At 62.2% G+C, this 25,989-nt stretch carries 25 protein-coding genes; 4 read left to right on the forward strand and 21 right to left on the reverse strand.

The window, feature by feature from the left end; all coding sequences use genetic code 11:
• Position 1: 1 nt before the first annotated feature.
• The 9 genes from mraY to ACIQ3Q_RS05240 form a co-directional block, all read right to left on the reverse strand.
• Positions 2–1,183: a phospho-N-acetylmuramoyl-pentapeptide-transferase gene (gene mraY, locus ACIQ3Q_RS05200; RefSeq protein WP_396267939.1), complete on the reverse strand. Its 1,182-nt coding sequence runs from the start codon at positions 1,181–1,183 to the stop codon at positions 2–4.
• Positions 1,173–2,561: a UDP-N-acetylmuramoyl-tripeptide--D-alanyl-D-alanine ligase gene (gene murF, locus ACIQ3Q_RS05205; RefSeq protein WP_396267941.1), complete on the reverse strand. Its 1,389-nt coding sequence runs from the start codon at positions 2,559–2,561 to the stop codon at positions 1,173–1,175. The genes mraY and murF overlap by 11 nt, the downstream gene beginning before the upstream one ends.
• Complete coding sequence (locus tag ACIQ3Q_RS05210; protein ID WP_396267942.1) at positions 2,561–4,087, reverse strand: UDP-N-acetylmuramoyl-L-alanyl-D-glutamate--2,6-diaminopimelate ligase; 1,527 nt, start codon at positions 4,085–4,087, stop codon at positions 2,561–2,563. The genes murF and ACIQ3Q_RS05210 overlap by 1 nt, the downstream gene beginning before the upstream one ends.
• A 61-nt stretch (positions 4,088–4,148) precedes the next feature.
• A complete protein-coding gene (locus ACIQ3Q_RS05215; RefSeq protein ID WP_396267943.1) occupies positions 4,149–5,879 on the reverse strand; it encodes a peptidoglycan D,D-transpeptidase FtsI family protein in 1,731 nt (576 codons plus the stop codon).
• Positions 5,880–5,923: 44 nt separating this feature from the next.
• Positions 5,924–6,208, reverse strand: coding sequence for a cell division protein FtsL (gene ftsL / locus ACIQ3Q_RS05220; protein ID WP_396267944.1), 285 nt, complete (start codon positions 6,206–6,208; stop codon positions 5,924–5,926).
• Positions 6,205–7,164, reverse strand: a complete 960-nt coding sequence (rsmH, locus tag ACIQ3Q_RS05225; protein ID WP_396267945.1) for a 16S rRNA (cytosine(1402)-N(4))-methyltransferase RsmH — start codon at positions 7,162–7,164, stop codon at positions 6,205–6,207. The genes ftsL and rsmH overlap by 4 nt, the downstream gene beginning before the upstream one ends.
• On the reverse strand, positions 7,164–7,604 hold the full coding sequence (locus tag ACIQ3Q_RS05230) for a division/cell wall cluster transcriptional repressor MraZ (protein ID WP_396267946.1): 441 nt from the start codon (positions 7,602–7,604) through the stop codon (positions 7,164–7,166). Before ACIQ3Q_RS05230 ends, rsmH begins: the two co-directional genes overlap by 1 nt.
• 291 nt (positions 7,605–7,895) lie before the next feature.
• Positions 7,896–9,749 (reverse strand): ExeM/NucH family extracellular endonuclease, encoded by a 1,854-nt coding sequence (locus ACIQ3Q_RS05235; RefSeq protein ID WP_396267947.1) that lies wholly within the window; start codon positions 9,747–9,749, stop codon positions 7,896–7,898.
• 10 nt (positions 9,750–9,759) lie between these two features.
• Positions 9,760–10,839, reverse strand: coding sequence for a carbonic anhydrase (locus ACIQ3Q_RS05240; protein WP_396267948.1), 1,080 nt, complete (start codon positions 10,837–10,839; stop codon positions 9,760–9,762).
• Between the two features lie 214 nt (positions 10,840–11,053).
• Between ACIQ3Q_RS05240 and ACIQ3Q_RS05245 the strand changes: the two genes are divergently transcribed.
• Both ACIQ3Q_RS05245 and rpoH read left to right on the forward strand, forming a co-directional pair.
• Positions 11,054–14,242 carry a CHASE domain-containing protein gene (locus ACIQ3Q_RS05245; protein WP_396267949.1) on the forward strand — a complete coding sequence of 1,063 codons (3,189 nt, stop codon included), beginning with the start codon at positions 11,054–11,056 and terminating at the stop codon, positions 14,240–14,242.
• A 65-nt stretch (positions 14,243–14,307) separates the two neighbouring features.
• Entirely contained in the window at positions 14,308–15,231 is a 924-nt protein-coding gene (gene rpoH / locus ACIQ3Q_RS05250) for an RNA polymerase sigma factor RpoH (RefSeq protein ID WP_396267950.1), read from the forward strand.
• An 11-nt stretch (positions 15,232–15,242) separates the two neighbouring features.
• Here rpoH and ACIQ3Q_RS05255 read toward each other — a convergent pair whose 3' ends face one another.
• The 5 genes from ACIQ3Q_RS05255 to ACIQ3Q_RS05275 are packed head-to-tail and all read right to left on the reverse strand — an operon-like array spanning position 15,243 to position 19,302.
• The gene (locus ACIQ3Q_RS05255; protein WP_396267951.1) at positions 15,243–15,851 is read right to left on the reverse strand and encodes an SCO family protein; all 609 of its coding nucleotides are present in this window, start codon (positions 15,849–15,851) and stop codon (positions 15,243–15,245) included.
• A gap of 14 nt (positions 15,852–15,865) precedes the next feature.
• On the reverse strand, positions 15,866–16,771 hold the full coding sequence (gene cyoE / locus ACIQ3Q_RS05260) for a heme o synthase (RefSeq protein WP_396267952.1): 906 nt from the start codon (positions 16,769–16,771) through the stop codon (positions 15,866–15,868).
• Entirely contained in the window at positions 16,768–17,913 is a 1,146-nt protein-coding gene (locus tag ACIQ3Q_RS05265) for a heme A synthase (protein ID WP_396267953.1), read from the reverse strand. The genes cyoE and ACIQ3Q_RS05265 overlap by 4 nt, the downstream gene beginning before the upstream one ends.
• Positions 17,910–18,611 (reverse strand): SCO family protein, encoded by a 702-nt coding sequence (locus ACIQ3Q_RS05270; protein ID WP_396267954.1) that lies wholly within the window; start codon positions 18,609–18,611, stop codon positions 17,910–17,912. The genes ACIQ3Q_RS05265 and ACIQ3Q_RS05270 overlap by 4 nt, the downstream gene beginning before the upstream one ends.
• Positions 18,562–19,302: an SURF1 family protein gene (locus ACIQ3Q_RS05275; protein WP_396267955.1), complete on the reverse strand. Its 741-nt coding sequence runs from the start codon at positions 19,300–19,302 to the stop codon at positions 18,562–18,564. The genes ACIQ3Q_RS05270 and ACIQ3Q_RS05275 overlap by 50 nt, the downstream gene beginning before the upstream one ends.
• 36 nt (positions 19,303–19,338) lie before the next feature.
• On the opposite strand from ACIQ3Q_RS05275, the gene ACIQ3Q_RS05280 reads away from it, so the two are divergent.
• Positions 19,339–19,563, forward strand: coding sequence for a twin transmembrane helix small protein (locus tag ACIQ3Q_RS05280; protein ID WP_396267956.1), 225 nt, complete (start codon positions 19,339–19,341; stop codon positions 19,561–19,563).
• Between the two features lie 74 nt (positions 19,564–19,637).
• On the opposite strand, the gene ACIQ3Q_RS05285 is transcribed toward ACIQ3Q_RS05280, so the two are convergent.
• The 7 genes from ACIQ3Q_RS05285 to ACIQ3Q_RS05315 form a co-directional block, all read right to left on the reverse strand.
• Positions 19,638–20,522: a cytochrome c oxidase subunit 3 gene (locus ACIQ3Q_RS05285; protein ID WP_396267957.1), complete on the reverse strand. Its 885-nt coding sequence runs from the start codon at positions 20,520–20,522 to the stop codon at positions 19,638–19,640.
• Positions 20,523–20,581: 59 nt separating this feature from the next.
• Entirely contained in the window at positions 20,582–20,821 is a 240-nt protein-coding gene (locus ACIQ3Q_RS05290) for a DUF2970 domain-containing protein (protein ID WP_396267958.1), read from the reverse strand.
• Positions 20,818–21,417: a cytochrome c oxidase assembly protein gene (locus ACIQ3Q_RS05295; protein ID WP_396267967.1), complete on the reverse strand. Its 600-nt coding sequence runs from the start codon at positions 21,415–21,417 to the stop codon at positions 20,818–20,820. The genes ACIQ3Q_RS05290 and ACIQ3Q_RS05295 overlap by 4 nt, the downstream gene beginning before the upstream one ends.
• 40 nt (positions 21,418–21,457) lie before the next feature.
• Positions 21,458–21,577 carry a cytochrome oxidase small assembly protein gene (locus tag ACIQ3Q_RS05300; RefSeq protein WP_396267959.1) on the reverse strand — a complete coding sequence of 40 codons (120 nt, stop codon included), beginning with the start codon at positions 21,575–21,577 and terminating at the stop codon, positions 21,458–21,460.
• A 27-nt stretch (positions 21,578–21,604) separates the two neighbouring features.
• Positions 21,605–23,233, reverse strand: a complete 1,629-nt coding sequence (gene ctaD, locus ACIQ3Q_RS05305) for a cytochrome c oxidase subunit I (RefSeq protein WP_396267961.1) — start codon at positions 23,231–23,233, stop codon at positions 21,605–21,607.
• Positions 23,234–23,264: 31 nt separating this feature from the next.
• Positions 23,265–24,428 carry a cytochrome c oxidase subunit II gene (gene coxB / locus ACIQ3Q_RS05310; protein WP_396267962.1) on the reverse strand — a complete coding sequence of 388 codons (1,164 nt, stop codon included), beginning with the start codon at positions 24,426–24,428 and terminating at the stop codon, positions 23,265–23,267.
• A gap of 276 nt (positions 24,429–24,704) precedes the next feature.
• Positions 24,705–25,598 (reverse strand): biotin synthase, encoded by an 894-nt coding sequence (locus tag ACIQ3Q_RS05315; RefSeq protein WP_396267963.1) that lies wholly within the window; start codon positions 25,596–25,598, stop codon positions 24,705–24,707.
• A 49-nt stretch (positions 25,599–25,647) separates the two neighbouring features.
• Between ACIQ3Q_RS05315 and ACIQ3Q_RS05320 the strand changes: the two genes are divergently transcribed.
• The coding region (locus ACIQ3Q_RS05320; RefSeq protein WP_396267964.1) for a double zinc ribbon domain-containing protein at positions 25,648–25,989 on the forward strand (342 nt) is incomplete at its 3' end.

Consider the following 25,989-nt stretch of genomic DNA (forward strand, 5'->3'; position numbering starts at 1 on the left):
CTTAACGCAATTTCAAGCTGGCTAGGCCAATCAGGCACAGCAGCATGGTGATGATCCAAAAGCGGATGACGACCTGGGTTTCGTTCCAACCCGATTTTTCGAAGTGGTGGTGCAGCGGGGCCATCTTCAAGATGCGACGGCCTTCACCGTATTTCTTCTTGGTGTATTTGAAGTAGGAGACCTGCAGCATCACCGACAAGGCCTCAGCCACAAACACACCGCCCATCACGCCGAGCAAAATCTCTTGACGTGTGATCACCGCGACCGTGCCCAAGGCGCCCCCCAAGGCCAAAGCCCCCACATCGCCCATGAACACTTGGGCAGGGTGTGCGTTGAACCAGAGAAAGGCCAAGCCCGCACCAGCAATGGCGGAGCAGAAAATCATCAGCTCACCCGCACCCGGGATGAAGGGAAACAGCAAGTACTTGGAGTACACCGCATTGCCGGTCACATAGGCAAAGATGCCCAAGGCCGAGGCCACCAAGACCACCGGCATGATGGCCAGGCCGTCCAGGCCATCGGTCAGGTTCACGGCATTGCTGGCCCCCACGATGACAAAGTAGGTCAGCGCCATGAAGCCAAACACGCCCAGCGGATAGCTGATGGTCTTGAAGAAGGGCACCATCAAGTCGGCTTTAGGCGGCAGGTCGTTGGAGAAGCCGCTCTGCACCCAACTGAAGAACAGCTCAATGACGCGCAGATTGGAGTTCTCTGACACCGCAAAGGCGAGGTAGATGGCCGCGATGATGCCGATCAGCGACTGCCAAAAAAACTTCTCACGCGAGCGCATGCCCTCAGGGTCTTTGAGCACGACTTTGCGCCAGTCGTCGGTCCAGCCAATGGCACCGAAGCCAAAGGTCACGATCATCACGATCCACACAAAGCGATTGCTCCAATCGCTCCAGAGCAGGGTCGAGACCCCAATGCCGATCAAGACCAAGGCGCCGCCCATGGTGGGCGTGCCGCGCTTGGCCAGGTGGCTCTGCACACCGTACTCGCGAATGGGTTGACCGATCTTCAACTCCGTCAAGCGCCGTATCACCCAAGGCCCGAAGGCCAAGCCGATCAGCAAGGCCGTCATGGCTGCGAGCACAGCCCGGAAGGTCAAGTACTGGAAGACCCGCAGGAAACCGAATTGCTCGGGATAGAGGCCTTGCAGCCATTGAGCCAGACTAAGCAGCATGAGCGGCTCCTTGAGCAGGATGGGCGCCTTGCAAAGCCGCCACCACCTGCTCCATCTTCATGAATCGTGAACCCTTGACCAAGACCGAGGCAAAGGGCTTCAGCTCTGCCAGGGCCTGCAGCAAGCTGGCCGTGTTCTCAAAGTGGCGAGCACCCGGGCAGGCCTGAGCTGCATGCGCCATCAGGGTGCCCGCGCACCACACTTGCTCCAAGCCAGCCGCCGCAGCCTGTGCGCCCACCTCGGCATGGAACTGCGGGCCTTGGTCACCCACCTCACCCATATCGCCCAAGATCAACAGGCGTGGCGCAGTCAAGGCGGCCAGCACCTGGATGGCTGCACGCACCGAATCGGGGTTGGCGTTGTAGGTGTCGTCCACCAGCGTCAGAGCCTGGCCCTCACGCACCAAGGGTTTGACTTGCGAGCGGCCCGTGACGGGCGAGAACTGCTCCAAACCCTTGACCACATCGGCCAGCGCCACACCGGCCGCCAGGGCGGCAGCGCTGGCGGCCAGGGCATTCTTGACATTGTGAGCACCGGCAATGCGCAGGCTGAAAGACGCTGAGCCCTGTGGCGTATTCATGGCCACTTGCCAGTGATCCACCAACCACTGCGCTTGGCCCTGCACTTCAGCGTCGGCGTCGCCCTGCAGGGCAAAGCGCATCATGCGGCGGCCTGCAGACAGCGCCACCCACAGGGGTGCGTAGACATCATCCGCAGGGAACACCGCCACACCGTCCGCCGGTAAGGCGCTCAAGACGCTGCCGTTTTCTTGCGCCACAGCCTCCACGGTGTGCATGAACTCCTGGTGCTCACGCTGTGCGTTATTGACGATGGCCACGGTGGGCTGCGCCATGGCCGCCAGCTCGGCAATCTCGCCCGGGTGGTTCATGCCCAACTCGACCACGGCCAACTGGTGCGTGGCGCCCAATCGCAGCAAGGTCAAGGGCACGCCAATGTGGTTATTGAAGTTGCCCGCTGTGGCCAAGGCCGCATCGCCCACGGCCGCACGCAAGATGCTGGCCACCATTTGCGTGACGGTGGTCTTGCCGTTGCTGCCTGTCACCGCGATCACGGGCAAGCGATGCTGTGCACGCCAGCCCGCGGCCAACTGCTGCAGCGCCCGCAGGGCGTCTGGCACTTGCAGCCCGGGCAAGCCAGCTTCTTGCAAACCGCGCTCCGCCAGGGCAGCACTGGCGCCCTGGGCTTTGGCGGTGGCCAAGAAATCATTGGCATCGAAGCGCTCACCCCGCAGTGCGACGAACAGGTCCCCCGCTTGCAAGCTGCGGGTATCGGTGTGCACACGGCTGAAGACCTGCTCCGCAGTTCCCACCAAAGTTGCGCCTGGGATCAAGCGCTGGGCTTGGGCCAAGGTCATCATCAGGCGGCCCCTCCGCTGCGGCGGGCGCTCAAGGCCCGCTCGGCCACTTCAGCATCCAAGAAGCGATGTTTCACACCCTGGATCTCTTGGTAATCTTCATGGCCTTTGCCGGCGATCAGCACCACGTCGCGGGGGTCAGCTTCGCCCACAGCGGTGGCGATGGCGTCGCGGCGATCGCTCATCACGCGCCAAGAAGAGTGCGATGCGCCGCCGGGCACGCCAGCGGTGATCTGGTCCAGGATGGCTTGGGGCGATTCGCTGCGCGGGTTGTCGCTGGTGGCGATCACGGCATCGGCCAGCCGCGCGGCGATCTCACCCATCAGCGGACGCTTGGCGGGGTCGCGGTCGCCGCCGCAGCCGAACACGCAGCGCAGGTGTCCGCCGCGCGCCGTGGCCATGGCCCGGAGGGCGGACAGGGCTTTGTCCAGTGCGTCGGGGGTGTGGGCATAGTCCACCACCACCTCAGGGCCGCCGGCCACCACCACGCGTTGCATGCGCCCGGGAACAGGGGTCACTTGGCTGGCGGCAGCGGCGATCTCGGCCAAGCCATGGCCCAAGGCCCGCAAGCCCGCGATGACCACCAGCAGATTGCTGACGTTGTAGTCGCCAATGAGGCCCGTTCTGAGCGTGGCGCGCTCGTCGGCTTCATGAACGTCAAAGCACACGCCTTCGGGCAAGTAACGCAGGTTTTGAGCTGACAGGCGTGCAGGGCCACCGACCGACACCGTCCAGACATCGAGGCTCTCAGAGGCCAATTCAGCGGCCAGCAATGCGCCCTGAGCGTCATCCACATTGATGCAGGCTGCGCGCAGGCCTGGCCAAGCAAACAACTCACGTTTGGCAGCCCAGTAGGCGGCCATATCACCGTGGTAGTCAAGGTGATCTTGGGTGAAGTTGGTGAACAAGGCCACGTCCAGCGATGTGCCAGCCAGGCGCTGCTCGACGATGCCGATGGAAGACGCTTCGATGGCACAGGCCTGCACGCCGCGCGCCACCATGCGTGCAAATCCAGCCTGCAGCACGACGGGGTCCGGCGTGGTCAAACCGGTGAACTCAATCGCCCCTTCTGGCGGCAAGCTGCCATCGGGTGCGGGAGGCTGGCCAATGCCCAGGGTGCCTACCACGCCGCAAGGCTGGCCCAGCAGGCTCAGGGTTTGCGCCGTCCACCACGCGGTGGAGGTCTTGCCATTGGTGCCGGTGGTCGCCACCAGCTTCAGGCTTTGGCTGGGGTGGCCGTAGTAGGCGTCGGCAATCGCGCCGGTGCCCGCCTTGAGTGCGGGCAAGGCAGCGATGCGTGCATCTTCAAAGCCAAAGGCCTCCACGCCCTCGGCTTCCACCAGCACGGTGGTCGCGCCAGCTTGCAGAGCCTGCATCGCATAGTGCCTGCCATCGGTGGCATAGCCCGGCCAAGCAATGAAGGCATCACCGGGCTGGACCTTGCGGCTGTCGGTGCGCAGCTCACCCGTCACCCACGAGGACAACCAGCGGGCCGCTGCAGCCGGGCTCTTCAGACGTGTCAGCGCCATGGTCTGGCCCTCCCAGGCCACTGTGTAAAGTTGCCCCAGAGGGCCTTGCAGTGTTGGCGCTTCATTGGCGCGTTTCCTTTGGCACGCTGGGCGTTGCGGCTTGCGCAACGACCTGCGGCTTGATGTCGATGTCGGGGGCCACGCCCATGGTGCGCAAAGTTTGTTCCACCACCGTCTTGAAGACGGGCGCCGCCACCAGCCCCCCGAAGTAAACCCCTGCGGGCTCGTCCACCATCACTGCCACCACCACACGGGGGTTCTCGATGGGTGAAATGCCGGCAAACCAAGCGCGGTGCTTCTCGCTGTTGTAGCCCTTGCCTTCGAGCTTTTCAGCGGTACCCGTCTTGCCGCCTGCCGAGTAACCGAGGGGCTGTGCCTTAGGCGCTGTGCCTTCGGGGCTGACCGTGCCACGCAACATGTCACGCATCGCACGGGCGGTCTCGGGCTTGAACACACGGGCACCCGGTTGAGAAGGTTGGCCCTTGATCAAAGTCAGCGGCGCCAGTTCGCCATCGCGCGCAATCGCGGTGTAGGCCCGCGCAATCTGCAGCAGCGATGCAGACAGGCCATAGCCATAGCTCATGGTGGCCTTCTCCACGGGCTTCCAGCTTTTCCAAGAGCGCAGCTTGCCTGTGGCTGTGCCAGGGAAGCCGATCTGCGGCTTGCTGCCAAACCCCAAGGCAGCAAACATCTCACCCATGTCACGGTTCTCCAAACGCTGGGCGATGTGAACCGTGCCGACATTGCTGGACTTCTGCACCACCTGGGCAATGGACATAGACGGGCGGCCATGGTTGCCGTCATTGACCAGCAGAGGCCCCACCCTGAACGGCGACGTCTCAAGAATCTGTCCGGGCTTGATCAAGCCTTGATCCAAGGCCAAAGACACGACAAAGGGCTTGACCGTGGAGCCAGGTTCGAAAACATCGGTGATGGCCCGGTTCCTCAACTGACCGCCGCTCAGGCCGCGACGCTCGCCAGGCACAAAGCTAGGGTAGTTGGCCAGTGCCAAGACCTCGCCCGTCTGGGCATCCAGCACCACGATGCTGCCCGCCTTGGCTTTGTGCTCCTGCACGGCATCGCGAATGCGCTGATAGGCCAGTGCCTGGATCTTGGAGTCAATGGTCAGCTGCACATCGCTGCCGTCGCGGGGGTCGACCGCCTCGCCCAACTCTTCCACCACACGACCGAGCCGGTCCTTGACCACGCCGCGAGAGCCGCGGTGGCCCTGCAAAGCGCTCTGGAAGGAATACTCAATGCCTTCCTGGCCCTTGTCCTCGATGTCGGTGAAGCCCACCACATGGGCTGCTGCTTCGCTCTCGGGATACCGGCGCATGTAACCCGGCTCGATTTGCACGCCCTTGATGCGCAAGGCCCTGACCTGCTGCGCAATGCCATCGTCCATTTGACGGCGAATCACCACATAGGCGCCGCCATCTGCCACCTTGCTGTCGAAATCTTGCGCCTTGACCTTCAACAAAGCCAGCAGCGCACGCTTTTGCTCTGGCGTGGGATTGAAGTGCCGAGGATTGATGGCCAAGGTCGGAGCATTGACGCTGATGGCCAAAATTTGGCCATTGCGGTCCAAGATACGCCCGCGGCTGGCAGGCAAAGTCAGGGTGGCGGCATAACGCTCCTCGCCCTTCTTCATGAAGAAGCTGGACGCCCAAACCTGCACATACAAAGCACGCCCCACCAAGACGGCAAATGCAACGCCGACCAGAAACACCAGGAAGCGGCTGCGCCACGGCGGCGTTTTAGAGGCCAGCAGCGGGCTGCTGGAGTAGTTCACCCCTCTGACCGATTGACTGACGCCCGCCTGGGGCCGCAAGGCCTTCACCGAGATGCCCCCGAAGCGGGCAACTCCGCCACATACACCGTGGTTTCTGCGGTGGCCTGGCGCATGTTCAACTTGTCACGCGCCACGCGCTCCACCCGCAAGTGGGTAGCCGCTGTACGTCGTTCAGCCTCCAGGCGCCGTTCATCCGCCTCCAGCTGCTGCTCTTCCGCCTTGGCACGTTCCAAGTCAACGAACAAGCGCCGAGCTTCATAGCTCACCTTGACGAGGTACAAGCCACTGGCCACCAAGGCGATCAACAACAAGGTGGACAGCCGCGTCATGCGCCCTCCTCCAGCGCGCTGCGCATGCGCTCAGCCACCCGCAACACGGCCGAGCGCGAACGCGGATTGCCCCGCACCTCGCCCTCGCTGGGTTTGATGCGCCCCAAAGGCGCCAAGCGCAAGGCGCGGCTGGGCGGCGCAAAGGGCGCACGGCGATCGATCTCTTCGCGGCTTTCATGGGCGATGAAGGTCTTAACGATGCGGTCTTCCAGCGAGTGAAAGCTGATCACCGCCAAATGCCCGCCCGGCGCCAACAGCGCCAGCGCCGCCTTCAGCCCCTGCTCGAGCTCTTCAAGCTCGGCATTGACGAGAATCCGTAGAGCCTGAAATGTGCGCGTTGCAGGGTTCTGGCCTGCCTCGCGGGTTTTGACCGCGCCAGCCACGAGCTGGGCCAATTCAGCTGTGGTTCGAGGCGGGTTCCCACTCGCCCTGCGAGCAACAATCGCCTTTGAAATCGATACAGCAAACCGTTCTTCCCCATAGTCGCGAATCACCTGTGCAATAAGGCGCTCATCGGCGCGGGCTAGGAATTCCGCAGCGGTCTCGCCACGGGTGGTGTCCATGCGCATGTCCAGCGGGCCGTCGAAACGGAAGCTGAAGCCACGCTCTGGATCGTCGATTTGGGGTGAAGACACGCCCAGGTCCAGCATCACCCCGTCCACCTGATGCACCCCAATCTCGGCCAAGGCCTCTACGGCATTGGCAAACGAGGTGTGGCAGATCTGAAAGCGCGGGTCGGTGATAGCGTCTGGGCCACTTTGGGCTGCCGCAATGGCGGCCGGGTCTTTGTCAAAGGCAATCAGGCGGCCTTGTGGCCCCAGCTTGGCCAGCAGGGCGCGCGAATGACCGCCCCGGCCAAAGGTGCCATCGACATAGGTGCCATCGGGGCTGGTGAAAACGGCGTCAACCGTTTCCTCCAGCAAGACCGTGGTGTGAATGAAGGCAGGCGCATCCATCAGTAGGTGAACCCCTTGATGGCGTCTGGCATGGGTTGGGCGATGACTTGCTGCTCGCGCTCGGCATAGCGGCCTGCATCCCACAACTCAAAGTGCGAGCCAATGCCCATCAGCAGCACATCGCGCTGCAGGCCGGCATAGGCCCGCAGCACGGGGTCGATCAGCACCCGAGAGGCGCCGTCGATCTCGACTTCGCTGACAAAGCCCAGGAACACACGCTTCCAGGCCAAGGCCTCCATGGGCAGGGCGGCGACGCGGTCGCGGAAAGGCTCCCACACGGGCTGCGGGAAGACAAGCAGGCAGCCGTCCGGGTGCTTGGTGATGGCCAACTGGCTTTTGGCTTCGGTCTGCAGGGTTTCGCGGTGGCGCGCAGGCACGGTCAAGCGCCCCTTCCCGTCGAGGGTCAGCGATGCCGCACCGAAAAAGCCCGTCTTAGACACAAAAACCCACTCCAATGCACTAATCTGCACTGTACCGGCGTTTCACACCCCGGTCAACGTTAACGACCAAAAAAACCCAATGAAATCAACTACTTACAAGCGCATTCGCAAGTGAAAATCCTTTAAAAGCAAGGACTTGCACGCGACTCCGCAAGTGAACTTTGAGCAATTGGGGCAAGCCCTGAGCATGTCCTTGGACCGCCCTTGGGCTACCCAACTGGTTGTGCAGAGGCCCTTAAGCCCCCGACATCGGCCACCCGCGCCTCCCGGCGCGGCACTTGCAACCCGCGGTCAGTGCTGGTTTGGTGGCAGGTCCAGATCAACCCAGACCGGGTCGTGGTCTGAGGCACGCCATGGCCCAGGCCGCCGAGCCGACTGCGGAGGTTCGTCCGCATTGGCGGGCCACGACCCCGCCGCTATGACGGCCGGGGCCAGCGACGGCGAGGCCAGCACATGGTCCAGCCGGCCCGCCTGCCCGGCCCACACATAGCTCCACACTCCGGGCGCATGGCGGGACAGTATGTCTTGCCATCCGAGGTCGCCCAACTCCGTCAGCGGCGCCTCGTAGGTGTGGGCATTGAAGTCTCCCAACAGCAGCGCAGCCCCGGGGGCACCGTGGCGCTGGAGGTCTTCCACAAAGCGATGCAGGGCTTGGGCTTGAAGCCTGCGTCGATGGTTAAAGCAGCCCTGGCCATCCTGCTGATCCTGGTCTGCCCCCTTGGCGCGCAGGCATTGGCGGGACTTGAAGTGATTCACCACCACCAACAGCTCCGCCCCTTGCGCCGTGCGAAAAGTTTGGGCCAAAGGCGGTCGGTGATGGACTGCCCGCGTGTCATTGCGGGCAAGCCCCACCGGGCTCAAGCGGGCAGGTCGGTAAAGCAAGCCCAGCGCAACGGCATCCTCGCCCCCGCCGTCTGGCGAAGGGGCCACCGCCGCCCATTGCGGCTCGCTCACCCGGGCATTCAGCGCCTCCACCAAGGCCTGCAGAGCGCGCCCCTGGTTGTTCTGCACCTCCATCACACCCACCACATCGGCCTGCAGGGCCAGCAGCAAGTCCACCAGCTTATCGCGCTGTCGCTGGTAGTCGGCCCAATCTGGGGCGCCTCGGCACCAGCGCCAAGCTTGCTGATGGCCTTGGCGGCAGCCTGTGGGCTCTTCGTCGTCCCCGTCTTGCAGCACATCAGCCTGGGCCGCGCCCAAGCTGGTGAAGAAGTTGTGGAGGTTGACCCCTGCGGCACGAAGGTGGCTGGGCTGTGGGGGCGGTGGCGGCGGTGGGCGCCCCTCCTCTGGCGCCGCCAGGCCGATGTGAGTGGCGATGAGGCGCAGGGCGGCACCCGAGGCAGGGCCAACGCGGCTGTCCTGCACACCCCGCAGCGTCGCCAGCACCTGCCCGCCACGCCAAGGCCTGGGGCCGGCCGGGTCTTGGGACGAAAGCACCTCAGTTTCGGCGTCTAGGCTGACAGTGATGCGGCGGGCGGCAGCCTGAGCCGCATGCTCCTGGGCTGCGCGGCCGGGCCTCACTTGGTCGGTGGCCGCTCGGTCGCGCGGCCCAGCTGACACCCAGTGCCGGGCTCCGGCTGAGGTGTGCAGCACTTGGCCCACGGTCAGCGGCCCGGCCACCTCCACCCACATGCTCTCCAGGGCACCCGGCTGAAGCGCTGCCCGCTGGGGCAGCTCCAAGAGGGGGGCTTGAACCGAGCAACCTTCAGCCCACAGCGTCAGTTCACGCGGCAGCGTCAATACGGTCCGCGTAGGCCGTGGGCCGGTCTGTGAGCCCCCAGCTACAGTCCATTCTTCGACCCTTGCAGTGAATTGCCACCATTGCCCCGCGCGCCAGCCATGCCCGGCTTTGAGCGGCACGTAAGCGGCATCAGACGTTCGGGGGTCGCCGTCGCCGACAGGGTCTTGAATGTACGCGCCACCCGGCACCACCAAGGTGACGACGCCAGCGCTGCGCACCCACTGGCCTGCCCAAGGGCTGCGGTTCTGCGCGCCTTGGATCTGACTGAGCGTCAGGGTCTGTAGCTCCCCTGGCGTGGATGATGGCGGCGCCGAGCGGAGCTCACACTGGGCCTGCAGGCCTTGGGCCCAACTCAACGCGGCCCAGCCGATGAGCGCCCGGGCGAGATCGCTCAGGCCGCCCATGGGACAGCCCTCAGTTGGACTCTTTGATCAAGCGGCCAGAGACCTGCTGGATGGGGCGCGCATTCATGGGGTAGAGACGCGCAAAGATATTGATCTGCTCAGGCGAGATGTTGACCGGCGTTTTCATCACCATCCAAAGCACGCCTTCATTGCAAGGTGGTGTGGTCAGCGAGCCCATATAGGTGAAGTAGCGCTTGTCTTCAGGCAGCAGGCGCTTGAGGTCGATCACCGACGGCGCGGCCTGCTCCTCGCCCTTTTCCAGCGGCAAAGCATTCCAGACGTTCTGGATCACCGGCTGTGAAGCACCGCGATCTAGCAGCACGGCCACCACCGCCAAACGCCCTTCGGCATCTTTGTGAACCAGATGGGCCACCATGTCGAACTGGCGTCCGTTGATGCGTTCCTCAGAAGGCCGATGAAAGTGGAACTGCAGCAGGTCATAGCGCCGCCCCATCACGGTGATGGCGTTGCCTGGGGGCAGATTGACCTGCACCGTGTGGCCGTTGTCGATCACCGAGAAGCCGGTGGGCTGGTAGTCGAACTCGATCGCCTCTAACTGAACCTGGATGCCACTGCGGATGTCGATTGGGCTTTGACGCTGGCCGGTCGCGCACTTGGAGAACTCGGGCTTCAACTGACCCCACACCTCCGGGCCACCCGGGCCTTGGTAGGCCCAATGCGCAGCGTGTCCAGCAGCGCCGCCGTGGCTTGCACTACCGTGAGCCGCTTCTTTGGCGGCGGGTGCGCTGCGCTTCTTCACGGGCGCATGGCCACCGCTCTGAGCTGCAGGCGCATGCGCAGGTTTGGGGGTGGCCACCTGAGCGTCCGCATGCGCTGCCGGATTGGTGACTCGCATCACATTCGGATGTTTCACCTCAGGCGGCTGCGTTGCCCCCAGCCGCTCGGCCAGCTTTTGCCGCAATGCATCCATAGACTCTGGACTGGCTGCTGGCTTGGCGACCTGGGCAGGCGCAGCCCGGGCGGCGACGGGGGCCTTGGCGGGTGCGGCCTCTGACGCCCAGGCGGAGTTGATGGCTGCAGACACAGCGGCGAGCGCCAGCACCTGACTGAGGAAGGGAAGCTTTTTCATGGCGGGAAATGGAACAGAGCCGCAATAGCCTGTCTTATCGACGCCTGACTCCTAAGCTTGAGGGGCCGGGACAGGACCTACGAGGCAGCTTTGGCCTGGAGTGACTCAAATTGACTGGCCTTGATCTGTTGTTTGCGCGCACGAAGGTCCCATCTTGGTGCGATAGTCAGGTCTGCGCTGTCCCATTGGCACGGCGGCTGTCGCCATCTATCGCATGCCCTCTACCACCCACCGCTCCTCTTGGCTGCTGCCCTTTGTCCTGACCGCCTTGGTCTACGGTGCAGCAGGCAAGCTGGCGCTCTGGCTGGCCGTTCCTCCAGCGTTCGCAGCGCCGCTCTTCCCGGCGGCAGGTGTCGCCTTAGCAGCCATCCTGATCTACGGCTGGCGAATGGTGCCGGCGGTCTTCGTCGGCTCTCTGGTGGTCAATGGTCCGCTGGGCGATCTGCGCATGCTCAACGATGCGCAAGCACTGCTGACGGCCGCCGGCATTGGCGTGGGGGCTGCGCTCCAGGGGGCACTCGGGGCATGGTGGGTTAGGCGCCACGTCAAAGGCGAGTTGGCGCTGGACGAACCTCGCGAGGCACTGGCCCTGGGTCTGCTTGGAGGGCCCTTGGCCTGCTTACTCAACGCCAGCTTCGCCACGCTGCTGCTGCGCACTACAGGCGCCGTTTCAGAAGAGGCCATGTACGCCACTTGGCTGACCTGGTGGTCAGGCGACACCCTGGGCGTGCTCATTGCGACCCCAGTAGCCCTGACGGTGATCGGCACCCCCCGATCTCTGTGGGCGAGTCGGCGCTTAACGGTGGGCCTGCCCTTGATCGCGGTGACTACCGTATTGGTGATCGCCACCTTGCTGATGGCCAAGGGGGAAGAGCAGCGCCGTATTGATCAGTTCAACCGCGATGCCTCTCAACTGGCCAACGCGGTGGAGTCCGGCTTGCATGAGCCCTTGCATGCCTTAGATGCCTTGCGCGGCTTGTTCGTGGTGGCAGACAAGGTCAGCACAGCCAAGATGGAAGCCTCGACGCGGCCTTGGCTGGCTGCCCACAATGGCCTGCAGGCCATGGGCTTTGCGCAGCGCGTCACCCGCTCTCAGATTTCGGCCTTTGAAGCTGAGGCCCGGGCGGATGGCCTGCCTGACTTCAAGTTCTTCGAACGGCCGGACGGGCAAGCCTTGACGCGGGACGAGGCGGAGGTGCTGGCCATCCGTCACATACAACCGATGAGCACCAATGCGGCTGCGTTGGGGGTGAATTCACTGTCAGCACCTGCCGCGCGCAACGCCATTTTTCAGAGCTTGGCGACAGACGCCCCAGCGGCCAGCGCGGCCTTTCGCCTGACCCAAGCCAAAGGCGATGAAACCGGCGTGGTCATCTATCGTCTGGTCACGGACAACCCCAGCCGCGGCGGGCAGGCATTGGCCAGCCCTGAGGTGCGTGGCGTGGTGTTTGTGACGCTGCAAACCGACGCGGCAGTGACCGCCTTGATGGGCATAGTTCCGGCCTATCTGAACTTGTGTCTGGTGGATGTCAGCCCGGTGATTGGACGAGCTCGCTTGGCGGGACCGCTGGGGTGCGAAAGCGCCGCCCCAGCCGATCATGTGCTGCCCCGCCGCATTGAGTTTGCCAACCGACTGTGGGAGTTGCGAATCAGCGCAAGCAGCCAGAGCCTACCTGGCGCCCAACGCTGGAGCTTGTGGTTCTTTTCCGTGGTCGGCTTGGTCGCGGTGGCCATGCTTAGCGCCTTGTTGCTGACCATCACAGGGCGAGCTCGGCGGGTCGAGCAGGCGGTGGCGGAGCGCACGGCCGATTTGAGCCGCGAGGTCGAGGAGCGCCAGCGCACAGAAGCAGCGCTCAGGGAAAGCGAAGAGCGCATTCGCAACATCCTGGACCACGTGCCGCTGGGCATTGTGTATGCCGACGTGGCGGGCGGCATCCGCGAGGCCAATCCCCAACTGCGGCTCCAACTGGGATTTGAGGCGATCGAGCTGCACACGCGCTCTCTGGGCGCCTTGGCTCACCCCTCCGATCGGCAAGCACTGGATGCCCTGATCCGACGGATTCGACGCGACCCGACAGGCTCGGTGCGTCAGCGCCTGCGGCTGATGCGATCGGATGGTCAGGTGGTGTGGATGCAGATGGGCTTGACGGCCCTGCGCAATCCGCAAGGCGAGGTGTGGCGTTTGGTGGGTGTTTTTGAAGACATTACCGAGCACCTGAAGCTGGCCGATGCCGAGCGTGCCCGAGAGCACGCTGAAACGGCCAGCCGCGCCAAGAGTGACTTTTTGTCGCGCATGAGCCATGAACTACGGACGCCGCTGAATGCGATTTTGGGGTTCACCCAACTGCTCGCACTGGACAAGCAGCCTCCTTTGTCCCCCCGACAAGCGGAGCGGGCAGCCCAGGTACAGCACGCCGGATGGCACTTGCTGCACATGATTGACGACATGCTGGATCTGACGCGCATTGAGTCGGGCCACATGAAGTTGGAGCCTACGGCCGTGCCGCTGGCCGATATGCTGACTGAGTGCTTGTCCATGGTGCAGCCCGCTGCGGAAAACCAGGGCATCGAGTTGCTGAAGGAATTCCCCCACGGGCCACTTCATGTGCTGGGAGACAGGACACGGGTCAAGCAAATCCTGACCAACCTGTGTAGTAACGCGGTGAAGTACAACCGCGCCCAAGGCCTCGTACGCTGCGAGGTGCGCCGTGGCGCGCCTGGGCAGGTCGAGATCCGCGTGCATGACAGTGGCCTAGGGCTGAGCCCAGAGCAACTTGCTGGGCTGTTCCAACCCTTCAATCGTGCCGGGCGAGAGCACTCCAGCATTGAGGGGACGGGGCTGGGCCTGGTGATCAGCCGTCGCCTGGCGGAGTTGATGGGCGGCACCTTGGTGGCCAGCAGCCAAAACCAACAAGGCTCCATTTTCACGCTGACACTGCCTGAGGCACGGGCGCCACGAGGCCATATACCAAGCAGCCGAAGCGGCTTGAGCACGCAAGAAAGCTATGCGGCCAAACGGGTCGTCTATGTGGAGGACAACGAAACCAATGCCGAGGTGATGAAGGGCGTGCTGTCGCGGCGCCCGCAGGTCACGCTGAGCATTGCGGAAACCGGCCAGATGGGTTTGGCGACCATCTTGAGCGAATTGCCCGATTTGGTGCTGCTCGACATGCAGTTGCCGGATATGGATGGTCTGGCGATCCTGCAGGCCCTCAGGGCAAACCCGAGCACGCGAGACATTCCGGTGATGATGGTGTCCGCCGACGCCACCACGGTCAGCATCGAGCAGGCTTTTCGCGAAGGCGCCACCGATTACGTCACCAAACCACTGGATATCGGCACATTTTTAGCCCAGTTGGATCAATTGCTCGAACCCTCTACGCGCGGCTTGACCTCCCCTTAGCACTCCTTTCGGGAGAGTGCTAATATTGATGGAACCAATTCGGTCACACGGACTCTATCGTCACGATGAACACCTCTTTCAGCCCCAACGCCCTCTCGGTGCGCGACCCCTGGGCCATGGTGCCGTCGATCGGCAACTTGGACGCCTACATCAGCGCCGTGAATCGCATCCCTTTGTTGACGCCTGACGAAGAGCTCAGCCTCGGCCGCCAGTTGCGCGACCATGGCGATCTGGCCTCAGCCGGTCGCTTGGTCTTGTCGCACCTGCGCTTGGTGGTGTCGGTCTCGCGCCAGTACGTGGGCTACGGCCTGCCGCAAGGTGACCTGATCCAAGAAGGCAATGTGGGCCTGATGAAGGCCGTCAAGCGCTTCGACCCTGAGCAAGGTGTGCGGCTGGTCAGCTACGCCCTGCACTGGATCAAGGCCGAGATCCACGAGTACATCTTGAAGAACTGGCGCATGGTCAAGGTGGCCACCACCAAGTCCCAGCGCAAGCTGTTCTTCAACCTGCGCTCGCTCAAGCAAGGCTTCAAGGGTGACGCGCTGGACGGCGACACCCACCGCAGCAGCTTGTCGGCCGACGAGGTCGCACAAGTGGCGCAGGGCTTGAACGTCAAGCCCGAAGAAGTCATCGAGATGGAGACCCGCATGGCGGGCGGTGATGTCGCGCTGGAGCCCCAGAGCGACGAAGGCGAAGAGACCTTCGCCCCGATTGCCTATCTGTCCGATGTATCCCAGGAACCGACCCGGGTGTTGGAAGCTCGCGCACGCGACGAGTTGTCGGGCGACGGCATCCAGCGCGCCTTGGACGTGCTGGACGAGCGCAGCCGCCGGGTGGTGGAAGAGCGTTGGCTCAAGGTCAATGACGACAGCAGCGGCGGCATGACCTTGCATGAGTTGGCGGCCGAGTACGGTGTCAGCGCTGAGCGCATCCGCCAGATCGAAGTGGCCGCCCTGAAGAAGATGCGCAAGGCCTTGGTGCCGGCCTGATCGTCAGACCGTCAAGCGCCTGAGAGCAGGCGCTTGATGTCGTGGCCCAGCGCCTCGGGGCCGCTGCCATAGCGGCTATAGACGCGCACCCGGCCTTGCGGGTCATACAAGAAGGAGGCCGCCGTGTGGTCCACGGTGTAGCTGGTTTCCGTCTTGCCGGGCACCTTGGCATAGAAGACCTTGAACTCCTTAGCCATTGCAGCGGTTTGCTCTGGCGTGCCGCGCAGCGCAATGTTGTCGGCGCCAAAGTTTTGAACGTATTCTTTGAGCAGTTCAGCCGTATCGCGCTCAGGGTCCACACTCACAAAAATAGACTGTACTTTGGCCCCATCAGCGCCTAGCTGCTTGCGCACCTCCGCCAACTCCGCCAAGGTGGTTGGGCAGACATCAGGACACTGGGTGAAGCCGAAGAAGACCACCACGACTTTGCCTTTGAAGTCGGCCAAGGAGCGCATTTGCCCCGAGGTGTCTGGCAATGAAAGCTCACGTGCATACTCGGCGCCCGTGATGTCCACCCCCTTGAAACCACCGCCCGCCGCCGCAGCGGGCTTGCTGCCATCGCAGCCCAACAGCATACTGGCCCCTGCTGCCAGGGCTGCACACAACATCAATCGTCTCATTTTGAACTTCCCGCTCAATACAGCCGAGGGCTGAGGTAGTGGTCGACCAGTAAGGCTGCGAACAGCAGCGAGAGGTGCCAGATCGAAAAGCGAAACGTCGCACGAGCCAGGGCATCTGAGTAGTGTCGCCACAGCTTGAAGGCGTAAGCCATGAAGCCCAGGCCGAGCAGCACCGCGCTGACCAAATAGATCCAGCCGCTCATGCCGTAGACAAAGGGCAGCAAGGTGCCCGCGAACAGCACGATGGTGTAGAGGAACACGTGCAAGCGGGTGAACTCGGAGCCGTGCGTGACGGGCAGCATGGGCAGGCCAGATTGACGATAGTCTTCGGCCCGATAGAGCGCCAGCGCCCAGAAGTGGGGCGGCGTCCACAAGAAGATGATGAGGCATAAGAGCCAGGCCTCAGGCCCAGCATCGCCCCGCACTGCTGCCCAACCCAGCACCGGTGGCATGGCTCCCGACGCCCCACCGATGACGATGTTCTGCGGCGTCAGCGGCTTGAGCACCACGGTGTACACAATGGCGTAACCGACAAAAGTGGCCAAGGTCAGCCACATGGTAAGCATGTTGGTGCCCAGTGCCAGGATGATGCAGCCCAAGCTGCACAAGACTGCCGAAAAGGTCAGCGTCAATGCACGGGGCACGTCGCCCTTAGCGGTAGGGCGCCAGGCGGTGCGCTTCATGCGCTTGTCGATGGCTTCTTCGATCAGGCAATTGAAGGCTGCCGCAGCGCCGGCCACCAGCCAGATGCCGACGGTTGCCGACAACAGCACCCGCCAATCCGGCAGTCCCGGCGTGGCCAGCAACATGCCGATCACGGCACAAAAGACAATGAGTTGCACCACCCGGGGCTTGGTCAACGCGTAGTACTGGGCCCAGCGCGACAGCACGGGCGAAGGAGAGACAGCAGAGGTCGTCATGGCAGGCTGTGCACAGGTTGCAGCGATCCTGTTTGCACATCAGGTCGGATTAAAAAAGGTGCTGCGCGGCAGCGCACCCACAAGGCAGTGAGTACACCCACCAGGGCGGCTGCGCCTGAGGTATGCATCAAGGCCGCCAACAAGGGCCATTGCAGGACCACATTGGCCATGCCACTGCCAACTTGCCACACCAAGAGCGCCACCAGGGCGACGGCCCATGGGCGAGTATCTGGTGCTCGGCGCAGTGCCCAGGCCAGGCCCAGCAGCATAGCCACGACCACCAAGGCAAACAAACGATGCACCCAATGGATGGCCACCAGTGCGGTGCTGGGCAAAAAGCCGCCGTCGGCCGTACGCCCTAACTCTCGCAGAATCTGGAAGCCGGCGGCAAAGTCCATCTGCGGCCACCATTGTCCATTGCAGGTGGGAAAGCCTTGGCAAGCCAGCACCGCATAGTTGGTGCTGACCCATCCGCCTAGGGCTATCTGCAGCATGACCACCAAGAGACTCAGAGGTACCCACGGCCTGAGTCCCGGTGACAAGCGCAGCGAACGACCCCGGTAGGCCTCACGCTGCCGCACCAGCAATGCGAGCAGCACCGCGCCACCCAAGAGATGCAGGGTGACGATGGCCGGGTAGAGCTTCAGCACCACGGTGTACTTGCCAAACAGGCCTTGGATCAGCACCCAGACCAGGGTTGCGGTGGGCCACCAGGGGCTGAGTTGCAAGCGGCGACGCTCCATCCATGCCAGTGCCGTCATCACCACAATCAGTGCCCCCACCAGCATGGCCAAGTAGCGATGAATCATCTCGATCCACGCCTTGCTCCAAGTCACGGGCCCGGTGGGCTGGGCTGTTTGGGCTGCATGAATGTCGTCGCGAGCAGCCAGCGGGCTGACCTCGCCATAACACCCGGGCCAATCGGGGCAGCCTAAGCCAGAGTCAGATAGGCGTGTGAACGCCCCAAAGACAATCAAGTCAAAGGTCAGAAACAAGGTCAGCGACGTGAGAGCCACGAGCCGCTGCGCCCTGGAAGCGCCCGGTTTGCGCGCCCAAATCCAGGCCAGCGGCACGGCCGCCATGAGAAGCACCAGGCCGAGCAATCTTGCCCAGGTCAGCGCATCCATGCTCTGCCAGCTCATGGCTGCCGACCCGCCCTATCCCAGAAGGCCGAGGCCTTGAGCAAGCGGGCCATATCCTTCTTGAAGCGCATCGGGTCCGGCTGGGCTGGGGTGCGCATCATCCATTCGCCCATAGGGTCGATCAAAAACAGATGCTCATTGAACGCTTTGCCAGCTTCAGTGGTCAGCCAAGCCTGCAAGTCAGCGGCCGGCACGCGCAATACCGTGACCGGCGGTTGCGCCTGCATCGCGGCCAACACGGCCGGAGGGACCGGCGCATCGTCGATGATCAGCCAGAGTTTCTCGACGCGATCCCTTTCGCGGCCCATCATCTCGCGCAGTTGGCGCTGCTCATAAAGCCGCGCTTCGCACTGCGCATCGCATGCGCCCGACGACACCACCGTCAGCAGCCACTGCCCCTTGAGTGACTTCGGAGCCACCGCCTCACCTTGCAAGGTCTTCAGGGGCAAGCCCGCTGGCAGGGTCCGCGTCGGCTGGATCAGGGTCGCGTAGTTGTTTCTGGGCTCTGGCCTGACCACGTAATAAAAGAAGTAGGAGACGATGACCGGCGCGGCGCAGGCCAGCAACACCAACAGCAGAGTCAGGCGCCCCCGGCCTGGTCGCGGCAATGTGGGGGGCTCCACATCATGAACGGTCAGGGCCACCGCTTCAGTGAGGTGATCGGCGGCGTCGGGGGCGGATGATTTGGAACCAGACATAGAGGCCTGCGATCATGGCGCAGAAGGTGAACCACTGGCCGGCATAGCCGTAGTGTTTGTGAACGTCCACTGCGGGGACGGGCCAATCGCGCAACAGGCCATCGCCTTGAGGGCCGGCGGTCTGCTGCACGGAAAACGGTCTCAGGGTCAACGCCATTTCGCGAGCGTATTCCTGAGCGTCGAGATTTTGCCGGATCACGCCGGGAGTGTCCTCACCAAGCTGCGTCAGCCGCGACGGCCAGGGGGCCATTCGCCCCTGGATGTCGGTGTCCTGTGCCGGAGTCGGCACATCTGGCAATCGGGTGCGGTCCAATTGATCTCTGGGGACCCATCCGCGTTGCACCAAAACGGCTGTCCCATCGGGCAGGATCAAGGGCGTCATCACAAAAAATCCCGGACGCCCTCTCATTTGGCGGTTGTCCAAGAATACCGTGGCTGCTGGCTGCCAGCGCCCCCGCAATGTCACAGGGCGATGCCACTGCGCTTGCGCATCAGCTTCGTTGTCGGGCAAGAGGGCGGCACTGAGAGGCGATGCCTTTGCCTGCGACTCAATCGCCGCTTGAAGCGCGAGCTTTTGCTGCGCACGGTCTAACTGCCACAAACCCATGCGAGCGGTGATCAGCATCATCACCACCGCAGCCAGTGCCACCAAGATGCTGCTGGTGCTCAGGGGGCGGGAGGGCATTCCCATCATGCGGAGGCCTTTGCGGTGGAATAATGACTGCCCATGAAGACCTTGATTGTGTTGGCTCTGATCGCCATTGTGGCGGCTCTCGCAGGCGGCGGCTTGTTCATGTTGCGCAGGCGTCCTACAGACGCCACTGGGCGCGACAGCCGCATGGCTTGGGCGCTTGCCATGCGCGTAGGTCTGTCGGTCTGCCTTTTCCTGTTTGTGCTGTTTTCGTATTGGATGGGATGGATTCGTCCCACCGGCATCCCCACCGGACAGTGAGGGGCCACCATTAAAAACGCCGCGTGACTACGCGGCGTTTTTTTGGGGCGGCACCACCCAGCGGTGCCTTGGCCTTACATCCAGTAGACGATCAGGTAGAGGCCCAACCAGACCACGTCCACGAAGTGCCAGTACCAAGCCGCACCTTCAAAGCCGAAGTGGTTCTTGGAGTTGAAATGGCCTTTGGTCAGCCGCAGGGTAATGAACAACAGCATCAACATGCCCACGAACACGTGGAAGCCGTGGAAGCCAGTCAGCAGGAAAAAGGTCGAGCCGTAGATGCCTGATGTCAGCTTCAGGTTCAGGTCGTTGTAGGCGTGCATGTATTCATAGACCTGGAAGCCCATGAAAACCACGCCCAGCAGCACGGTGATCCACATCCAAAAGATGGTCTTGCTGCGCTTGTCGGCCAAGAGCGCATGGTGGGCAATGGTCAAGGTGACGCCCGAGGTCAACAACAGCGCGGTGTTGATGGTCGGAATGGGCCAAGGACCCATGGTCGTGAAAGCGTCCACGGTGCCCGCAGGAGAAGCTGTCGCTCCAGCAGCGGCGCTGGGCCAGATGGCTTTGAAATCTGGCCACAGCAACTGATGGTCGATGTTGCCCAGCATGGGCACCGAATGCACTCGCGCCCAGTACAGCGCGCCAAAGAAGGCCGCAAAGAACATCACCTCCGAGAAGATGAACCAACTCATGCTCCAGCGGAAGGACACGTCAATACGTTCTGAGTACTGCCCTCCTTCACTCTCGCGAATGGCGTCGCCAAACCATTGATAGAGGGTCACGAGCCAAATGATCATGCCTACAGCTAAGGAATAGGCACCCCAAGCGGCACCGTTGATCCATTGCCCAGCGCCCAAGATCACGAAGAACAAGCCGAACGCGGCCATCGCGGGGTGGCGGGAAGGCCCCGGAACAAAGTAATACGGCGTCCCGCCGTGGTTGCTGACTGCGGACATGGTTCTCGCTCTCCTCGTCACCTAAAAACACTGAAAAATCGTAGTCCAAGCATGTCGCCTCAAGCGGCAACTCCGCTGCCTACGATCCAATTCACCAAAACAATGATCGACACGACAAACAGCACTGCGCCCAAGATGCCAGCGATGATGACGTGAATCGGATTCAGTCGGGCTACATCCTGCGCATGGTCGGCACTTCGGCGCACCCCAAAGAAGGACCACGCCACGGCTCGCAGAGTCCCCAAAAAGCTGCCCTTGCGGGCCACCGCCTGTTGAAGATCGTCTCTGGGTTCATTCACAGACGCACCTCAGGGGCCGTGCTCACTGCCGCCGTTTTCCCCGTCGGCGCCGGCGGTGTTTTGCCGCCGACTTCAAAAAAGGTATAGGACAGCGTGATCGTGGTCACGTCCTTGGAGATCTTGGGGTCTATATAAAAGACCACAGGCCATTGCTTTTTCTCGCCTGCCGACAAGGTGTACTCATTGAAGCAAAAGCACTCTACCTTGTAGAAATGCGGAGCCGCCTGATGGGGCGCGTAGCTGGGAATCGCCTGCGCTGCCATGGTGCGGTTTTGCATGTTCTGGAACTCATACATCACCGTCGCCAACTCACCCGGGTGCACGGTGACCGCATTGACAGCAGGCTTGAACTCCCACGGTCCTCGCGCATTCGCATCAAACTCCACCGTGATGGTGCGCTGTCTATCCACCTGCGTGTTCTCTGGCCTAGCACCTCGCGCGACGCCGCCACTTTCGGACAAGGTCAACACATTGATACCCAGTGCCTCACAGATGTGCTGATACAGCGGCACCAGGGCATAGCCAAACCCAAACATCATGGCCACGACGACGCACAACTTGCCCACCATCTGAAGGTTGGCCTTGCGCCGCGACAGGAATCCAGTCATGTCTTGCGTTCCGAAAGGGCCATGCCGGTCAGGGTGAACCGTACAGGGCGATCTTGGCCACGAAGCCTAAGCCCAACACCAAAGCCACCGTCGCCAAGATCAGGGCCAAGCGGAAATTGGCACGACGCTGTTCTGGAGAGGGGCGCATGGTGTGAGGACTTTGGGGTTACGTGGTTCAGCCGATGACCTTGGTGGCGGTCACATCCAACTTCGGCGGGTTCTCGAAGGTATGGAACGGTGCGGGCGAAGGCACTTCCCACTCCAGGCCTTCTGCGCCTTCCCACGGCTTCTGAGGTGCCTTCTCGCCCTTGCCCATCATCATGGGCAACACGACGAAGACAAAGAAGTACACCTGCATGAAGCCAAAGCCGAAGGCACCAATGGAGGCCAGCGCATTGAAGTCAGCGAACTGCATGGGGTAGTCGGCATAGCGACGCGGCATGCCAGCCAGACCCAAGAAGTGCATGGGGAAGAAGGTGATGTTGAAGAAAATCAAGGAGCCCCAGAAGTGAATCTTGCCGCGGAGTTCCGAGTACATCACCCCTGTCCACTTCGGGCCCCAGTAGTAAACGCCAGCAAACAGCGCAAACAGAGAGCCTGCCACCAAGACATAGTGGAAATGGGCCACGACGTAATAGGTATCTTGGAGCTGCTGATCCACAGGGGCCATCGACAGAATCAGGCCAGTGAAGCCGCCCATCGAGAACACGAAGATGAAGCCCACGGCCCACAGCATCGGGGTCTCAAAGGTCATTGAGCCCTTCCACATGGTCGCCACCCAGTTGAAGATCTTCACGCCAGTTGGCACGGCGATCAGCATGGTGGCGTACATGAAGAACAACTGGCCCGTCACCGGCATGCCGGTGGTGTACATGTGGTGCGCCCAAACGATGAAGGACAGGATAGCAATCGACGAGGTGGCGTACACCATGGAGGTGTAGCCAAACAGCTTCTTGCGGGCGAAGGCCGGGATGATGGCGCTGACGATGCCGAAGGCCGGCAAGATCATGATGTACACCTCGGGGTGACCGAAGAACCAGAAGATGTGCTGGTACATGATCGGGTCGCCACCACCCGCTGGGTTGAAGAAATTGGTACCGAAGTGGCGATCCGTCAGCGTCATGGTGATCGCACCCGCCAGCACTGGCATCACGGCAATCAGCAGGTAGGCGGTGATCAACCATGTCCAGGCGAACAGGGGCATCTTCATCAAGGTCATGCCAGGTGCGCGCATGTTCAACACCGTCACGATGATGTTGATCGAACCCATGATGGAGGAGGCGCCCAGGATGTGCATCGCAAAAATGCCCGCATCCATAGACGGACCCATTTGTAGGGTCAGCGGCGCGTACAAGGTCCAGCCGGCGGCCGGTGCACCACCAGGCATGAAGAAGGAGGCCACCAGCATCAGCGCAGCAGGAATCATCAGCCAGAAGCTGAAGTTGTTCATGCGCGCAAAGGCCATGTCGGAGGCCCCGATCTGCAGCGGGATCATCCAGTTGGCGAAGCCCACAAAGGCCGGCATGATGGCGCCGAACACCATGATCAGACCATGCATGGTCGTGAACTGGTTGAATTGCTCAGGGTTGAAATACTGCAAGCCCGGCTGGAACAGTTCAAGGCGAATGAACAAGGCCAGCACACCGCCAATCATCAACATGGTGAAGGCGAACAGCAGGTACAGCGTACCGATGTCTTTGTGATTGGTCGCATAGACCCAGCGGCGCCAGCCGTGCGGGGCCCCATGATCGTGGTGATCATGGTCGTGACCGTGAGCCCCGTGGTGGTCGAGAACAGCACTCATGACGTTTCCTCTTCAGATTTCCAGGGGGTGATCACTTGCGAGCCGCAGCCACTTCAGAAGGCTGCATGACTTGGCCGGTCTTGTTACTCCAAGAATTCTTGGTGTAAGTGATCACGGCCGCAATCTCGGTGTCTGACAGTTGCTTCCAAGCTGGCATGGCACCATTGTTCTGACCGTTCAGCAAGACAGCCAGTTGCTTTGTTTTGTCGGCATCCAGGACATTCGCTGAAGCGTCCAGCCCCTTGATGGGACCCGCGCCCTTGCCATCGGCCTTGTGGCAGACCGCGCAGTTGGCGGCATAAACCTTCTCACCGCGCGCCATCAAGGCCTCTTGCGTCCAGACCTTGTTGGGGTCATCCGCCTTGGCTGCCATCTTCTTCTTTTCAGCATCGACCCACTTCGAGTAATCCTCGGCCGACAACACCCTCACATGGATGGGCATGTAGGCGTGCTCCTTGCCGCACAGCTCGGCGCATTGACCGTAGAAGTCGCCAGTCTTCTGGGCTTTGAACCAAGTGTCACGCACAAAGCCGGGGATCGCATCTTGTTTGACGGCGAAGGCAGGAACCATCCAGGCGTGAATCACGTCATTGGCGGTGGTGATGATGCGGATCTTTTTGTCGACCGGCACGACCAAGGGGTTGTCCACCTTGAGCAGGTAGTTATCGCCCTGGGGCTTGCCCGCATCGGATTGTTCACGCTGGGTCGGGTCCAGGGCAGACAAGAAGCTGATGCCTTCGCCCTCACCTTTGAGGTAGTCGTAACCCCATTTCCACTGATAGCCAGTGGCCTTGATGGTCATGTCGGCATTGCTGGTGTCTTTTTGCTGCACCACCGTCTTGGTGGCCGCAAAGCCCATGGCCGTCACGATGAGGAAGGGCACGATGGTCCAGAGAATTTCGACCGTTACGCTTTCATGGAAGTTGGCCGGCTTGTGCCCCAAAGACTTGCGATGTTTGAGGATGGAATAGAACATCACCCCGAAAACCAGCACAAAGATGATCACGCAGACCACCATCAGCCAGTAGTGCAAAGAGTGCACGTCGCTTGCGATCTGCGTCACAGGAGGGTGCAAGTCCAACTGATTGACGGCCGGGCCACCAGGCAGGTCATTGACCGCCCACGCCGCCCCACCGGCCAAGGTGGCAGCGATGGCCATCGCGCCACTGGCGATACGCTTTTGCAGTGTTGTCATCATCATCGTTGTCGTCAGTTGGTTTCTAGACCCATCCGGCACTGGCCGGTGATTGGCCGCTGTTCGGCATAAACACGACTCAAAGCCGTGATAAACATCAATCGCAGGCATGCCAATGCGCCAGCGCCAAACCCCGAGTCAGCGGTAGGGATTTTCGCCACGTCTTGGAGCGTACTTCCCCAAGAGAAACCCTGAGGGAGTGAGTGCAAACCACGCTCTGGAGACCTGCTTACCTGATAGATATCAATCGGGAAATTCTATCTGCTCCGCTTGGGCCTATGAACGCTTGCGCAACATCAATTTCATGTCGCCGAGAGGGATGCGGGTATCTGCTGATAGGGTCGGCCCGCGATCTGCGGCCCTGAACGCATGCCCGTATACCAACTCTAACTGCAGGGATATTCGGCCATTCGCATCGGCCTGGCGCGACAAAGCCGCCATCAACTGACTCAACCAAGCCCCAGTCCGCAGGCCGGGAAAGCGGCCAGGATGGAGGTTCATGCCCATCTCGCGCAATTCCTTGAGCAGGGCCTGCGGGGTCGCATAGTGCAAGGTCAAGGTCTCCTGGTCCATCACGGGGTCCGCAAAACCGGCCTCGACGAGCATGTCGCCCAAGTCGTGCATATCGGTAAAAGGCGCATGGGGCTCGCCCCAGCCTAGCTCGGCGTAGAGCCCACGCAGGCTGGCCAGGGAGCCTGGCCCTAAAGTTGTGAACATCACAAAGCTGTCGGCCGCCATGGCCGCGCGCCACTGACGCATCAGCGCCAAGGCATCAGGCTCCAGATGCAGCCCCATATTGCTCCAGAGCAATTGGGCCTGCATGCCGGCCGCCGCAGCCGGAGCCATCCAGCGCTCGCGCGCTTCAAACCCAGTCAGCCGCCGCCACCAGGGAGCGGGCGCCACTTCGGGTTCAGCCTCGCGCACATAGCGCACCTGAGCCTGGGGGCAGGCTTTGCCCAGAGGGGCTGACGACTGCGGCGAATCAGGTGACCAATCCAACACCAAGGCGGGCTGACGCTTGATGAAGCTCAGCCGTTCCGCCATGCGCGACGCCGCCTCCTGATGCAACCAAGGTGAATCAGCAGCCAGGGCCAAGCGACGCTTCAGGCGCGCGGCAGCCAACACATCGACACGCGCCACAGCGGCATCAGGAGAGCGAGAAAGAGACATGTCGCAGCAGTATATTGAGGCCCTCGCATTGTCGTCGTCACGGTGCGCCATGCCCCTGCTGCTACGTCACTTCCCCACGCGCTGCGCCCTGTGCGCCTGTTGGTCTACACAAGTGCTGTGCAGCGCCTGTGTGGCACGTTATGCCCCAATGAAGCCGCGCTGCCGCACCTGCGGCTTGGCCGTGCCTGAGGGCGTACAGCGTTGTGGCGCCTGCCTGCTGAACCCACCGCCTTTTGCGCGGACGGTCGTGGCCGTGGACTATGCCCATCCTTGGACGCGCCTGATTCAATCGCTCAAGTTCAACGATGGCTGTGAGTGGGCCCAGCCCTTGGCGACCCTACTTGCCCACAGTGTGACGACTTGCGGCGCCACTGCAGACCTGCTGGTAGCC

Source organism: Ideonella sp. (assembly GCF_044358605.1).
Lineage (GTDB): Bacteria > Pseudomonadota > Gammaproteobacteria > Burkholderiales > Burkholderiaceae_C > Ideonella.

Bases quoted from the DNA above. Each gene is read 5' to 3' on its own strand.
- ACIQ3Q_RS05270 (WP_396267954.1), bottom strand. From the start codon at position 18,611: ATGTCTGGTTCCAAATCATCCGCCCCCGACGCCGCCGATCACCTCACT.
- ftsL (WP_396267944.1), bottom strand. From the start codon at position 6,208: ATGACGCGGCTGTCCACCTTGTTGTTGATCGCCTTGGTGGCCAGTGGC.
- ACIQ3Q_RS05210 (WP_396267942.1), bottom strand. From the start codon at position 4,087: ATGGCGCTGACACGTCTGAAGAGCCCGGCTGCAGCGGCCCGCTGGTTG.
- rpoH (WP_396267950.1), top strand. From the start codon at position 14,308: ATGAACACCTCTTTCAGCCCCAACGCCCTCTCGGTGCGCGACCCCTGG.
- ACIQ3Q_RS05255 (WP_396267951.1), bottom strand. From the start codon at position 15,851: ATGAGACGATTGATGTTGTGTGCAGCCCTGGCAGCAGGGGCCAGTATG.
- murF (WP_396267941.1), bottom strand. From the start codon at position 2,561: ATGATGACCTTGGCCCAAGCCCAGCGCTTGATCCCAGGCGCAACTTTG.
- ACIQ3Q_RS05280 (WP_396267956.1), top strand. From the start codon at position 19,339: ATGAAGACCTTGATTGTGTTGGCTCTGATCGCCATTGTGGCGGCTCTC.
- ACIQ3Q_RS05245 (WP_396267949.1), top strand. From the start codon at position 11,054: ATGCCCTCTACCACCCACCGCTCCTCTTGGCTGCTGCCCTTTGTCCTG.
- coxB (WP_396267962.1), bottom strand. From the start codon at position 24,428: ATGACAACACTGCAAAAGCGTATCGCCAGTGGCGCGATGGCCATCGCT.
- ctaD (WP_396267961.1), bottom strand. From the start codon at position 23,233: ATGAGTGCTGTTCTCGACCACCACGGGGCTCACGGTCACGACCATGAT.
- ACIQ3Q_RS05235 (WP_396267947.1), bottom strand. From the start codon at position 9,749: ATGGGCGGCCTGAGCGATCTCGCCCGGGCGCTCATCGGCTGGGCCGCG.
- mraY (WP_396267939.1), bottom strand. From the start codon at position 1,183: ATGCTGCTTAGTCTGGCTCAATGGCTGCAAGGCCTCTATCCCGAGCAA.
- cyoE (WP_396267952.1), bottom strand. From the start codon at position 16,771: ATGACGACCTCTGCTGTCTCTCCTTCGCCCGTGCTGTCGCGCTGGGCC.
- ACIQ3Q_RS05240 (WP_396267948.1), bottom strand. From the start codon at position 10,839: ATGAAAAAGCTTCCCTTCCTCAGTCAGGTGCTGGCGCTCGCCGCTGTG.
- ACIQ3Q_RS05265 (WP_396267953.1), bottom strand. From the start codon at position 17,913: ATGAGCTGGCAGAGCATGGATGCGCTGACCTGGGCAAGATTGCTCGGC.
- rsmH (WP_396267945.1), bottom strand. From the start codon at position 7,164: ATGGATGCGCCTGCCTTCATTCACACCACGGTCTTGCTGGAGGAAACG.
- ACIQ3Q_RS05300 (WP_396267959.1), bottom strand. From the start codon at position 21,577: ATGCGCCCCTCTCCAGAACAGCGTCGTGCCAATTTCCGCTTGGCCCTG.
- ACIQ3Q_RS05315 (WP_396267963.1), bottom strand. From the start codon at position 25,598: ATGTCTCTTTCTCGCTCTCCTGATGCCGCTGTGGCGCGTGTCGATGTG.
- ACIQ3Q_RS05275 (WP_396267955.1), bottom strand. From the start codon at position 19,302: ATGGGAATGCCCTCCCGCCCCCTGAGCACCAGCAGCATCTTGGTGGCA.
- ACIQ3Q_RS05285 (WP_396267957.1), bottom strand. From the start codon at position 20,522: ATGTCCGCAGTCAGCAACCACGGCGGGACGCCGTATTACTTTGTTCCG.